The sequence below is a fragment of the Streptomyces sp. NPDC026377 genome (assembly GCF_055567715.1).
Genome location: NZ_JBVHPV010000001.1, coordinates 345,146 through 357,601, shown reverse-complemented (window position 1 = coordinate 357,601; position 12,456 = coordinate 345,146). Strand labels below are relative to the sequence as shown.

The following is a 12,456-nucleotide window of genomic DNA, read 5'->3' as shown; positions in this document are numbered from 1 at the left end:
AGCCCGGGACCGACCCCTGAGCCAGCCCCCGCGTCAGCCCCGGCTGACCGCCGCGAGGATCTCCGGCAGCCGCTTCGCGGTGCGCGGGGCCGCCGCCCGCAGTCCGGTGTACGCGACGAGCGCCGCGTACACCGCCCCCACCGGCAGCAGCAGCCACAGCGCGCCGTGCCGGTCGGTGAGGTGCAGCCAGACCGTCAGGGCGATCAGCGGCGCGCAGAGCAGCGCGGAGGTGAGCATCCCGCCGATGATCGCCAGGAACGCGATCCCGCCCTGGCCCGGCGCCACGTTCTTGCGGCTGTCCTGGGGGATCGAGTACGGGAACGCCGCCGAGGCGACCGCGCCGGTGCCCAGCATCGCCCCGAGCAGCGCCAGCGAGAGCCCCAACGCCTGCGGGAACGCCGACCAGTTGCCGACCAGCGAGGCCGTCACCACCGCGACCAGGACGGTGTACGGCACCGTCACCAGGGCGATCGCCAGCGCGCGGGCGCGCAGCTCCAGGAACGCGTCCCGGGGTGTGGAGACCGTCTGGACGACCATCCAGAACGCCGAGGTGTCCTGGCCGAACTGGTTGGACATCTGGGCGCCCAGCATGAACGCGCCGAACGAGGCGAAGTAGACCGTGCCGTTGCCCTGGAGGGCGTTGACGACCGGGACGATCAGACCGAGGGCGAGCGAGGTGATCCACGCCGCCTTGGTCTTGGGGTCCCGCCAGGCGTACCGCAGGGTGCGCAGCATCACGGTGCCGGTGCGGCCCTCGGGCAGCAGCGCCGTCAGGCCGGGCCGCCCGGCCTGCTCGCGGGCGGAGTCGGCGGGGCGCAGGGTGGAGCTGTCCGGGCTCGTCATCAGCCGGACCAGCGAGCCCTGCCAGGCGTACAGCAGGGCCGCCAGCGCCACGGCGGTGAGCAGGAGTTGCGCGGCGGCCCGGCCGTACGCGCCCTCGCTCGTCGCGTCGACCGCGCCGATCGCGGCGGCGGGCGGCAGCCAGCGCACCACGTCCGCGACCGGGTCCAGGGCGGAGAGGCCGCCGGAGTCCCCGAGCTTCTGCGCTCCGAAGTTGACGGCCTGGAAGCCGATGGCGATCACCAGACCGCTCAGGACGGCGAGGTCGCGGCCCTTGCGGGAGGTGAGCAGACGGGTGTTGGCGGTCGCCACAGTCCGCGCCAGAGCCACGCACACCAGGATCGCCAGCGGTACGGCGACGACCGCGACCCCGGCCGCCGCCGCGCCGTGCGCCACCGCGAGCGCCGCGCCGAGCGCGAGGCAGAGCGTGAACAGCGGCCCGATGCCGACCAGGGAGGCCACGAGCAGCGCCACGATCAGCGGGCGCGGCCGCAGCGGCAGCATCACCAGCCGCGTCGCGTCCAGCGTCTCGTCGCCGCTGGGGAAGAAGAGCGGCATCACCGTCCAGGCGAGCGCGAGGACGGCGGCGACCAGGACGGCCACCGTGGCCGCGTGGGCGTCGCCGCGCAGCGCCACCAGGCCCAGGAGCTGGAGGGCGGCGAAGAGCAGCGCGAGGACGATCGAGGTGACGTAGGCGGCGCGCCGCCCGCCGGACTGGCGCAGGCCGTTCCTGAGCAGCGACAGCTTCAGCCGGACGAAGAGCGGGGTGAGGGAGGGCGCGCCCGGGGAGGCGGGCGCCGTGCGCGTGCTCATCGGGCCGCACCGCCGCCGAGCCAGTCGAGGGTGTCGCCGGTGTCGCGGCCGTGGGCGCCCACGAGTTCGAGGAAGGCGCTCTGGAGCGAGTTCGCGCTCCCCCGTACCTCCGCGAGCGTGCCCTGCGCGCGGATGCGCCCCGCGGCCATCACCGCGACCCAGTCGCACAGCGACTCCACGAGTTCCATGACGTGGCTGGAGAAGACCACGGTCGCGCCGGAGGCGGTGTAGCGCTCCAGGACGCGGCGGATGGTGGCTGCCGAGACCGGGTCGACGCCCTCGAACGGCTCGTCCAGGAAGAGCACTTCGGGGTTGTGCAGCAGCGCCGCCGCCAGCCCGATCTTCTTGCGCATCCCCGTCGAGTAGTCCACGACGAGCTTGTGCTGGGAGCCCGCGAGGTCCAGCACGTCCAGGAGCTGGGTGGCCCGCTTGTCGACCTCGGCGCCGGGCAGTCCGCGCAGCCGGCCGGTGTAGCCGAGCAGTTCGCGGCCGGTGAGGCGCTCGAAGAGCCGCAGCCCCTCGGGCAGCACACCGATCCGGGACTTCACCGCCACCGGGTCGCGCCACACGTCGTGGCCGCCGATCTCGACGGTGCCCCGGTCGGGGCGGAGCAGGCCGGTCACCATCGACAGGGTGGTGGTCTTGCCCGCCCCGTTCGGCCCGACCAAACCGATGAACTTGCCCGCCGGCAGCTCCAGATCGATCCCGGCGACGGCGATCTGGTCACCGAAGCGCTTCCACAGATCGCTGACCCGGACGGCGGGCGGCCGGTGCCCCGCGGGTGCCGGTTCCGCCGGAGCGGAGCCGCCGTCGAATGTCTGGTCCGGCATGGTGGTGCGCCTTTCGTCCCCGTCCGTACGGCTGTCCGTACGGCCTCGGGGGACAGCCTACGAGCGGCGCCCCCGGGCGTCGGCGGCCTCGCGTCCGCAGGCGTACGCGAGGGGGCTGATCAGCTCCTCCGCGTCGGGCAGCCAGCGGTTGGCGGGGGTGGGGCGGCGGGCCCACAGCACCGCGCCGTGGCCGCCGACCCGGGTCGGCGGCGCCGCCACGTACTCCCCCTCGCCGCGGGTGACCAGGTCGATCGAGGAGGCCGTCCAGCCCAGCGCGCGCACCAGGTCGGGGACCTTCGCGCAGGCTCCGGGCAGCACGAAGAACAGCATCCGGCGGTCCGGGGTGCAGGTCACCGGGCCCAGCGTGAGCTCCATGCGCTCCATCCGGGCGAGTGCCAGAAAGCCGGCCGATTCGGGGACGTCGATCGCGTCGAAGGTGCGGCCGGTGGGGAGCAGGATCGACGCCTTGGGCTGCTTCGACCACAGGCGCCGGGCGGCCACCGCGCTTCCCGTGGCCTGGGTCGCCCAGTCGGGCCGGGACGGGTGCGCCCCCGGCGCGGGGCAGGCGGCGTCGCCGCAGGAGCAGTGCTCCACGCCCTCGGCCGCCTCCAGCCAGGTGCCGGGGAACACGTCCCAGTGCCGCTCTTCCGCGTACCGCACCGCGCTGTCGAGGAGCTGGTCACCGCGCTGCTTGGGGATCTGTGCCGCTTCCGTGCCTGTGATGGTCTCTTCCACGCAGGACTCAACTCCCCCCACCACCCCGGGTTACGGGCGCGCGACGGGCGGCGCGGGCGCATCGATCCTGCATCCGGGGCGCATGGGTGCATGGACGGGGGCGCGCGTGCGGCCGGGCCGCTCATGGCGGGTAACCACAAGCGGGGGGCTCAGAGGAACCGGACAATCCGCGCGTTCGTTCGACAACAGTCAGGAACGTCATTCATCCGATTAACGGCGCATTCTGCGTTTTCTGCGGTTCCCGCACTTTTCTTCGTTCCCTTCACTTCCTTCGCATTCTCTGCCTTTTCGCAGGGCAGTGATCACAGCAGTGATCAACTGCCGCATCAGGGGGTTCACATGGCAGCCAGGCCGCTAGTCGCCCGCCAGCCCAATGAACGGCTGCAGGCGCTCATCCAGGAAGCCGGGTGCTCCAACGCGGGTCTCGCCCGGCGCGTCAACATGGTCGGCGCCGAGCGCGGGCTCGACCTCCGGTACGACAAGACCTCCGTGGCGCGCTGGCTCCGGGGCCAGCAGCCCAGGGGACGCGCGCCGGGCATCATCGCGGAGGCGCTGGGGCGCAAGCTCGGGCGCACGGTGACGATCGACGAGATCGGCATGGCGAACGGCAAGAACCTGGCGTCCGGGGTGGGCCTGCAGTTCTCGCCCACGGTCGTCGGCGCGATCGAGCAGGTCTGCGAGCTGTGGCGCAGCGACGTGGGCCGGCGCGACTTCCTCACCGGCTCCACGGTCGCCGCCTCCGCGCTGGTCGAGCCGAGCCGCGACTGGCTGATCACCGGGGCGGACGCGCAGGTCGCGCGGCACGCTGGGCAGCGGGTCGGGGTCGCGGACGTCGACGCGGTGCGGGCGATGACCCAGGCGCTGGTCGAGCTCGACCACCGGTTCGGTTCCGGGCACGTACGGCCGGTCGTCGTCCACTACCTCAACAGCGTGGTGTCCGGGCTGCTGGCCGGTTCGTACCGGGAGACGGTCGGGCGCCAGCTGTTCGCGGCGGTGGCGCGGCTGACGGAGCTGGCGGGGTACATGGCGGTCGACACCGGTCAGCCCGGTCTCGCCCAGCGCTACTACATCCAGGCGCTGCGGCTCGCCCAGGCGGCCGGGGACCGGGGGTACGGGGGGTACGTGCTGGCCGCCTCCATGAGCCACCTCGCCGCCCAGCTCGGCAATCCGCGCGAGATCGCGCAGTTGGCGCGGGCGGCCCAGGAGGGGGCCCGGGGGCGGGTCACCCCGCGTGCGGAGGCGATGTTCTTCGCGGCCGAGGCACGGGGGCACGCGCTGCTCGGGGACGTGCGCACGTGCCAGACCGTGGCGGGGCGGGCGCTGGCCGCGATGGAGGCCGCCTCGGCGGACTCCGGGGACGACCCGTCGTGGATCGCCCACTTCGACCACGCCTACCTCTGTGACGAACTCGCCCACTGCCACCGGGACCTGGGGCAGCCCGAGGCGGCGGCGCGGCGCGCGGAGGAGTCCCTGGCGGGGCATCCCGAGACGCGGGCGCGGCGCCGGGCGATCGGGATGATCCTGCTGGCCACGGCGCAGGTGCAGCAGCGGGAGGTGGAGTTGGCGTGTGCGACGGGGACGCGGGCGGTGGAGTTGCTGTCCACGCTGCGGACGAACCGGGGGGCGGATTATCTGGACGATCTTCAGCAGCGGTTGGAGCCGTATGCGGAGGAGCCGTCTGTGCGGGAGTTCGGGGAGCGCCTGGAACTCCAGGCGGCGTAGTCCCCTCCGGCGACGGGGCCGCACCTCCCCGGGGCCGGCCCCGGGGACCCCGTCCCCTGACCGGGGCTGCGCCCCGGTGCCCGCCTTCGTCTGCGGACCGTGGTGGGCCGGTCGCGCAGTTCCCCGCGCCCCCAACCCCTTGTTCGTCTGCGGACCGTGGTGGGTTGCTCGCGCAGTTCCCCGCGCCCCTGGGCAGTTGGGGGCGCGGGGAACTGCGCGCTCAGCCACAGACGACCCGCAGACGACCACCGGGCCCTGAAGGGGCGCGGGGAACTGCGCGACCAGCCCACCACCGAGCCGCAGACGAAGTCCCAGCCCCATAGGGGGCGCGGGGAACTGCGCGAGTAAGCCACCACCGGCCCGCACCCGAAGTCCCGGCCCTATGAGGGGCGCGGGGAACTGCGCGACCGGTCGTCCACCGGCCCGCAGGTGAAGTCCCGGCCCGACAGGGCGTGGGTCTCGTCGGAAGTGGCGGGGGACTGGGGCGGGCCCCAGGGGGGAGGGGGCGGCGGGCGGCGTGGCACCCCGGGCCGCCGACCCGGTAGCGTGACTCGACGATTCCGTAGTCCCACGCGTAGGAGTCCCGGTGACGCAGAGCCGACAGGGTGACGAGCCGCAGCAGCCCGCTGCACGGCCCGCACACGAGGGCGTCGTGCTGCCCGCCGACGGATCCGCCCCCTGGCCGCCCGGCGGCCGCCCGTGGGGAGCCCAGCAGGACGGGTGGGCGCAGCCACTGCCCCCGGAGAGCGGTGACGCCACCCAGTACATCGCTCCCGTACCGGCGGGCCCCGAGGAGACCCAGTACCTCACCCCGCCCCCGGCGAACGCCTCGGACGCCACGCAGTACATCGCGCCCGTCCCCCCGCCGCCCCCGGGCGCCTCCGACGCCACGCAGTACATCGCCCCCGTGCCCCCGGCGTCCCCCGGCGCCTCGGACGCGACGCAGTACATCGCCCCCGTGCCCCAGGGCCCCCCGGGCGCGCTCCCCCCGGAGACCCCGGGCGGCGGCGCCGAGGCCACCCAGTACCTGCCGCCCATACCGGCCGCCGCCTCGCAGGACGCTCCCTACGGCATACGGCCGGACGCGCCCGAGGAGCGGCAGCCGCCCGCCGAGTTCGACAGCCTGTTCAGGAGCGACGCGGCGCAGCAGGGCCGGCACCCGCAGGGCCACCATGCGGCCGGAAGCCAGCAGTTGCCGCGGTTCGCCCCGGCCCCGCCCGTCCAGGTCCAGCTCCAGACCCCGCAGGCACCGCCCCCGCCCGCCGCGCACGACCCTTACGACGCGTACGACGACGAGCCCCCGCGCCGCTCCCGCCTCGGTGTCATCGCCGCCGTCGGCGTCGGTCTCGCCGTCGTGGGCCTCGGCGCCGGGTACCTCATCAGCGGTGGCGGCGGCGGTGGCGGCCCGGAGAAGGACGACAACGCGCCCATCGCCGCCACCACGCCGACCACCGGCGGCGCCGACGGCAAGCCCGAGGCCGACCCCGCCAAGGCGCAGGCCGTCGAGCTCGACAAGCTCCTCGCGGACAGCAACAACAGCCGGGACGCCGTCATCGGCGCGGTCGCCGACATCCGCGGCTGCGACAGGCTGGACACCGCCGCCTCGACCCTGCGCGGCGCGGCCCGCCAGCGCGGCGAGCTGGTCACCCGGCTCCAGAAGGTCGCCGTGGACAAGCTGCCCAACAACGCGCGGCTGACCGCCGAACTCACCAAGGCGTGGCAGGCATCGGCGTCCGCCGACAACCACTACGCCGCCTGGGCCGACCAGTCCGGCAAGGACAAGGGCTGCAAGCACGGCCACGCCCGCCGTACGCCCGAGGCCGCCCAGGGCGACCGCGCCAGCGGCGAGGCCACCCTCGCCAAGAAGCAGGCGGCGAGCCTGTGGAACGCCATCGCGGGCAAGTACGGGCTGACCAAGCGCTCCTCCACGCAGCTCTGACCCGTACTGGTCCGAGCCGTACCGGCGTCGCATGGTGACAGCGCCGGACCGCGACAGCGCCGGACCGTACCGGCGCCGGACCGTGACGGCGTGTCAGCCCAGCGCCGAGGCGTCCTCCAGCGTCCGGCTCACGTCCGTGAACCCGCGCTGCGCCGCGGTGAGCCGCCCCGCCTTCACCACCTGGAACGTCACCTGGCGGTTGACGATCCGGGGGAAGCCCGGCGCCGCCAGCATGTCCTCGAACTTCCACCGCAGCGTCGGCGTCAGCCCGCCCGTCTCCACGCTCACGCCCTTGTTGAGGGCGCGGACGAGGTCGTGCGCGGCGATGCCGTCCTGGCCGAGCGACTCGACGACCTTCTTCAGGACGCTGTACGCGATCCAGGTCGTCTGCACCCCCGCGTCCGCCGCGTCGATGGACTCGTCCCGGAACGCCTGCTCCCGGATGACCTGCTTCATCGCGTCCCAGCGACTGTCGCCCGCCTCCGGGTACCAGCCGGTGATGTACGCGCCCTCGAACGGGCCGTCCGCGCCGCCGGTCCGGTCGACCAGCGGCTGTCCGACCGAGCCGAGCACCGAGGCGATCTGCACCTTCTGGCCGTCGCTCTCGACGCGCCGGAAGGAGTCGAAGAAGGTCTCGGTGCGGTCGCCCAGGACGGCCGTGACGCACCCCTTGCGGGCCCGTTCCGCCGCCGCCTTCCTGCCGACCTTCCCCGGCAGCTCCGGGTCCGCCCCGGCCCGTACGAGCGCCTCCTGGGCCTGCGGGGTGTAGTCGCCCGCGTCCTCGGTGGTGCGGATGTCGGCGGACGGCCCGCGGTGGCCGGCGGTCAGGCCGGAGTTGAGCAGGACGGGCAGGATGTCGCCGGAGACGGTGTCCGGCCGTACCAGTGCGACCTTCTCGCACCACACCGCGAGCTGTTTGCCGGTGCCGGCGAGGAGGGTGGCCTGGCCGCCGTTGACGGGATAGGAGAGCGCGCTGGTGAACTCCTCGTCGGAGACGCCGTAGCCGCCCATGTACGGGATGCCGGCGGCCTCCAGGGGGGCCATGAAGGCGCGGCCGTGCTGGCTGTAGGAGCCGACGACGGCGACCGCGTGCTCCTTCACCGCGCGCCGCGCACACTCGGCGGCGCCGACGGCGGTGTTCTGCTCGTCGCAGGTGAGGACCCGGAGCTTGTGCCCGTCGATGCCGCCGTGGGCGTTGACCCAGCGGGCGTACGCCTGTGCCATGGCCGGCATTCCGGGCATATTGGTCGCGCGGGTGTGGTCCGGTGCCCACGTCATGACCGTGACGGACTCCCTGGATCCCCCCGTGGTCCCAGGGAGCGCGCCACAGCCGGTCACCAGCGTGGCTCCGGCCGCCGTGCACGCGGCCACCAGGGCGGTCATCGCGCAGTGGAAGGGGCGGGGGAGGAAGGAGCTGCGCCATCCGGTCATGTCCCTGCACAATTCCGCCCCACGGGTAACGGCGGAGTGAGCATTTCCCAACACAGGGTGACGGGCGGGTGAATAACCCGGGTCCCCGGGGTCCGGGAGACGTGCGGGCGGAGGTGAACGTACGATCGAACGCGTGCAGCAAGGTTCAGCCAGCTCTTCCCGTCGCGGCCGCCGCTCCTCCACCATGGGCGGCATGCCGTTGAATGACATGCCCTGGTGGCGCTGGCGCGCGAACGTGCGGTCCGCGCTGCACATGCTCTCCGACGACGCCTTCCAGCAGGAGGTGTGGCTGGCCGGGCGGGAGGGGTACGGGGACATCACCGACGCCGTCTACCGGCTGGTCGAGGACACCTGGCTGGACAACTGGTCGGCCGAGAAGTACGTCGGCACGGTCTTCCGGGACTCCGGTGAGGCCGCGCTGGTGGACGTGGCCGTGCTGCGGGTGCTGCGGATCATGCACCAGGTCGGCGCGGACGCCCCGGTCTCGGCGTTCCTCGCCCACCACGGGTGGCCGGAGGCGGTACGGGCGGCGCGCGAGGCGCACGTACGGCTGGCGGTGAACGACGGGGACGACCCGGACGCGGAGCCGCGCTCCCTGGAGGTCCTGCGGATCCTGACGCGGTCGGCGTAGCGGCGTGGCGTAGCGGTCGCGGGGGGTCCGCATCCTGGGCCGTGCCCGGGGGGCGGGGTGGTTTGTGGCATCCTGCCTGGATGACTGACCAGTACGTCCTCACGCTCTCCTGCCCGGACAAACAGGGCATCGTGCACGCCGTGTCGAGCTATCTCTTCATCACCGGCTGCAATATCGAGGACAGTCAGCAGTTCGGGGACCGCGACACCGGTCTCTTCTTCATGCGGGTCCACTTCTCGGCCGAGGCGCCGGTGACGGTGGAGAAGCTGCGGGCCGGCTTCGCGGCCGTGGGCGACTCCTTCCAGATGGACTGGCAGATCCACCGCGCGGACGAGCGCATGCGGATCGTGCTGATGGTGTCCAAGTTCGGCCACTGCCTCAACGACCTGCTCTTCCGCTCGAAGATCGGCGCGCTGCCGGTGGAGATCGCGGCGGTGGTCTCCAACCACACGGACTTCGCGGAGCTGGTGGCCTCGTACGGCATCCCCTTCCGCCACATCCCCGTGACGAAGGAGACGAAGGCGGCGGCGGAGGCGGAGCTGCTGGCGCTGGTACGGGAGGAGAGCGTCGAGCTCGTCGTGCTCGCCCGCTATATGCAGGTGCTCTCCGACGACCTCTGCACGCAGCTGAGCGGCCGGATCATCAACATCCACCACTCGTTCCTGCCGAGCTTCAAGGGCGCGAAGCCGTACCACCAGGCGCACGCCCGGGGCGTGAAGCTGATCGGGGCGACGGCGCACTATGTGACGGCGGACCTCGACGAGGGGCCGATCATCGAGCAGGAGGTCGAGCGGGTGGGGCACGGGGTCACCCCCGACCAGCTGGTGGCGGTCGGGCGTGATGTGGAGTGCCAGGCGTTGGCGCGGGCGGTGAAGTGGCATGCGGAGCGGAGGATTCTGCTGAACGGGCGCCGCACGGTGGTCTTCGCGTAACCCCATCCGGGGCTGCGGCCCCAGTCCCCTGTGCCCTGCCGGGCCGGGGGGTCTGTGCCGGTGGGCGGGCGGTGGGGTGCGGCGGTTTTGGCCCGGTGGTCGTCTGCGGGTGGGCGGGGGGTTGCTCGCGCAGTTCCCCGCGCCCCTGGGCTGCCCGGGGTTCTTCTGCGGGCCGTCTGTGTCTGAGCGCGCAGTTCCCCGCGCCCCTATGGGGCCGGGGGTTCGTCTGCGGGCGGTGGCGGGCTGGTCACGCAGTTCCCCGCGCCCCTTCAGGGCCCGGGACTTTGGCTGCGGGCGGTGGGGGGTTGCTCGCGCAGTTCCCCGCGCCCCTATGGGGCCGGGGGTTCGTCTGCGGGCGGTGGTGGGCTGGTCGCGCAGTTCCCCGCGCCCCTGACTGCCCAGGGGCGCGGGGAACTGCGGGTGACCCAGCACGGTCCGCAGGCGCGAACGGGGTGATGGGGCCGCAGGCCCCTTTTTGGGGGCGCGGGGAACTGCGCGAGCGACCCCGTACAACCCGCAGACGAAAACGGGTGGGGCCGCAGGCCCCTTCAGGGGCGCGGGGAACTGCGCGAGCAGCCCACCACCGGCCCGCAGGCGAAACCCCGGCAGCTCAGGGGCGCGGGGAACTTCGTGGGTGGTCCGTCACGTCCGTGGATGACACGGGCGGGGCGGGGCCGCAGCCCCCGGGGGGCTACAGGCGGCTCAGGGACGCTGTGGCCAACAGGACGTCTCTGATCGCCTCGCGGTCCCCGAGACGCCCCGCCGCCGCGTCCTCCGGTGGCACATGCCCCGCTGCCAGGCGGCAGAACTCGACGCTGTCCAGGGCGATGTGGGCCACCTCGTGGTCGGGGGAGCCGAGCGCCGCCGGGGAGTCCAGCGCGATGTACCAGTCACCCCCGCCCGCCCCCTCGATCTCCAGCCGCAACGACCGTCCGGGCGAGCCCGCCGTGACGAGCCGGGCCGGCGGTGGTGCGAGGCCCGCGCGCCGCCGGGCCGCCAGCGCGTCCGGCAGGATCCGCGCCGCGAGGTCGATCATCCGGTGGAGATGGGCGCCCGACGGCGGGTCGTACGGATAGTCGACCGCGTCCGCGATGTCCCCCGCGTGGATCCAGCACTCGAAGGCCCGGTCGAGCAGCGCGTCCTGGAGGGGAAGCGCGAAGCCGCCGTAGGGGACCGCGAGTTCGGCCGCGCCCCGCCCCGCGAACGACACCGTACGGATCAGCGTGTGCGTCTGCTCGCGCCACGGCTCCCGTACCGCCCGGGTCAGCGGAAACCGCGTCGAGGTCCAGAACGCCTCGGTACGGGCCGTCGGCCCCGCCGGAAGGCCCGTGCCCGCCGGGTCGTCCAGACCGAGGGCGGCGGCCACCAGGCCGTCCACCGCCATCAGGTGACCGATCACCCCCGCCACCGTGGTCCTGCGGCTCGTCTGCCGCTCCTGCTCGAACCACTTCAGCCGCACCGGGGCATGCCACTCCGCGTCGCCGAAGTCATGGAGCAGCGCGTCCAGCCGGGCGGCCTCCGCGTCGTACGCGGACGCCCAGGCGGGGACGGGGATGCGCGCGGGGCGTCGGCCCAGGCAGTTCTCCAGGACCCGGGACCGCAGCAGCGGGTCCAGGTCCAGGTTGCGGTCGGTGTGCAGCAGCCCCACCGCGTCCCGCAGCCGCAGCGCCTCCTCCGCGCAGGGCGCGCACTCGGTGAGATGCGCCTCCACGGCCTCGGTCTCCTCCGTCGAGCACGCGGTCAGCGCCCACGCCCCGAGCAGCGATTTCAGTATGGCGTGCGTGCGGACCACGGGCTCGGGCCCGGGCGCGGGGTCGGGTGCGGGCGCGGGATCGGGTGCCGACGGCGGGGACGGGAGGCGTTCGATGTCGTCCGCCGCGCGCCGCGGTGGCGGTATGCGCGGCGTGCCGTTCTCGTCGTCGGGAAGGGCCGGGCCCTGCTCGGCGGGCCCGCTCACAGCGCCCGTCCGTAACCGGGCGGCGAGGAGCCCTCCGCGGGGCGGGTGTTGGCCGTGGAGAGCAGTTGCAGCCCGAGCCGCAGCCGGCGCCGTGCCTCGTCCTCGCTGATGGCGAGGTCGGCGGCGGCCTGCCGGTAGTCGCGGCGCTGGTGGTACGCCAGCTCCAGCGCCTGCCGCAGCGGCGCGGGCATCGACGTCACGATGTAGTCGGCGCGGGCGGCGGCCGTGGCCCGCGACACCTTGGCCTCCAGCTCCTCGGCGGAGCCGCCGTGGCGCGCGTACTGCGCCGCCTCGGCCTGGCGCAGCCGCAGCACGGCCTGGCGCTGGGTGAGCTTGGCGACCCAGGAGCGCATGGAGCCCTGCTTCGGGTCGTACGCGTCCGGGTTCTCCCAGACGTAGCCGAACACCTCGCGGGTGATCTGGTCGGCGGCGGAGTCCTCGCCGAGCACCCGGTGGGCGAGGCTGTGCACGAGCGAGGCGAACCGGTCGTACAGCTCGCCGAGCGCGGCCGCCTCGCCGCGCGCGAGGCGCTGCTGCATCCTGCGGTCCCAGCGAGGTGGTGCGTCCTTCGCCATGCGGCTCCCCAACCGTCTGTGCGTGTACCGTTCCGCGCTCTTTGTGTCTTT

Annotated in this window: 10 protein-coding genes; 4 read left to right on the top strand and 6 right to left on the bottom strand. The window is 73.8% G+C overall.

Annotation, left to right across the window (positions count from 1 at the left end; genetic code table 11):
• Window positions 1–33: 33 nt before the first annotated feature.
• The 3 genes from ACZ4MU_RS01440 to ACZ4MU_RS01430 are packed head-to-tail and all read right to left on the bottom strand — an operon-like array spanning window position 34 to window position 3,218.
• On the bottom strand, window positions 34–1,653 hold the full coding sequence (locus ACZ4MU_RS01440) for a transporter (protein ID WP_467869563.1): 1,620 nt from the start codon (window positions 1,651–1,653) through the stop codon (window positions 34–36).
• Window positions 1,650–2,483, bottom strand: coding sequence for an ABC transporter ATP-binding protein (locus ACZ4MU_RS01435; RefSeq protein WP_467869561.1), 834 nt, complete (start codon window positions 2,481–2,483; stop codon window positions 1,650–1,652). Before ACZ4MU_RS01435 ends, ACZ4MU_RS01440 begins: the two co-directional genes overlap by 4 nt.
• A gap of 57 nt (window positions 2,484–2,540) precedes the next feature.
• The gene (locus ACZ4MU_RS01430; RefSeq protein ID WP_467869559.1) at window positions 2,541–3,218 is read right to left on the bottom strand and encodes a bifunctional DNA primase/polymerase; all 678 of its coding nucleotides are present in this window, start codon (window positions 3,216–3,218) and stop codon (window positions 2,541–2,543) included.
• Window positions 3,219–3,557: 339 nt separating this feature from the next.
• Between ACZ4MU_RS01430 and ACZ4MU_RS01425 the strand changes: the two genes are divergently transcribed.
• On the top strand, window positions 3,558–4,940 hold the full coding sequence (locus ACZ4MU_RS01425) for a transcriptional regulator (RefSeq protein ID WP_467869557.1): 1,383 nt from the start codon (window positions 3,558–3,560) through the stop codon (window positions 4,938–4,940).
• 586 nt (window positions 4,941–5,526) lie between these two features.
• Window positions 5,527–6,879, top strand: coding sequence for a hypothetical protein (locus tag ACZ4MU_RS01420; protein ID WP_467869555.1), 1,353 nt, complete (start codon window positions 5,527–5,529; stop codon window positions 6,877–6,879).
• A 93-nt stretch (window positions 6,880–6,972) separates the two neighbouring features.
• Here ACZ4MU_RS01420 and ACZ4MU_RS01415 read toward each other — a convergent pair whose 3' ends face one another.
• Window positions 6,973–8,310 (bottom strand): ABC transporter substrate-binding protein, encoded by a 1,338-nt coding sequence (locus tag ACZ4MU_RS01415; RefSeq protein ID WP_467869553.1) that lies wholly within the window; start codon window positions 8,308–8,310, stop codon window positions 6,973–6,975.
• A 184-nt stretch (window positions 8,311–8,494) separates the two neighbouring features.
• On the opposite strand from ACZ4MU_RS01415, the gene ACZ4MU_RS01410 reads away from it, so the two are divergent.
• Both ACZ4MU_RS01410 and purU read left to right on the top strand, forming a co-directional pair.
• Window positions 8,495–8,941 (top strand): SCO4402 family protein, encoded by a 447-nt coding sequence (locus ACZ4MU_RS01410; RefSeq protein ID WP_467870588.1) that lies wholly within the window; start codon window positions 8,495–8,497, stop codon window positions 8,939–8,941.
• 80 nt (window positions 8,942–9,021) lie between these two features.
• Window positions 9,022–9,873 carry a formyltetrahydrofolate deformylase gene (gene purU / locus ACZ4MU_RS01405; RefSeq protein WP_467869551.1) on the top strand — a complete coding sequence of 284 codons (852 nt, stop codon included), beginning with the start codon at window positions 9,022–9,024 and terminating at the stop codon, window positions 9,871–9,873.
• A 691-nt stretch (window positions 9,874–10,564) separates the two neighbouring features.
• On the opposite strand, the gene ACZ4MU_RS01400 is transcribed toward purU, so the two are convergent.
• Both ACZ4MU_RS01400 and ACZ4MU_RS01395 read right to left on the bottom strand, forming a co-directional pair.
• Window positions 10,565–11,830: a zf-HC2 domain-containing protein gene (locus tag ACZ4MU_RS01400; RefSeq protein WP_467869549.1), complete on the bottom strand. Its 1,266-nt coding sequence runs from the start codon at window positions 11,828–11,830 to the stop codon at window positions 10,565–10,567.
• Window positions 11,827–12,405, bottom strand: a complete 579-nt coding sequence (locus tag ACZ4MU_RS01395; protein WP_467869547.1) for a sigma-70 family RNA polymerase sigma factor — start codon at window positions 12,403–12,405, stop codon at window positions 11,827–11,829. Before ACZ4MU_RS01395 ends, ACZ4MU_RS01400 begins: the two co-directional genes overlap by 4 nt.
• Window positions 12,406–12,456: the final 51 nt, after the last annotated feature.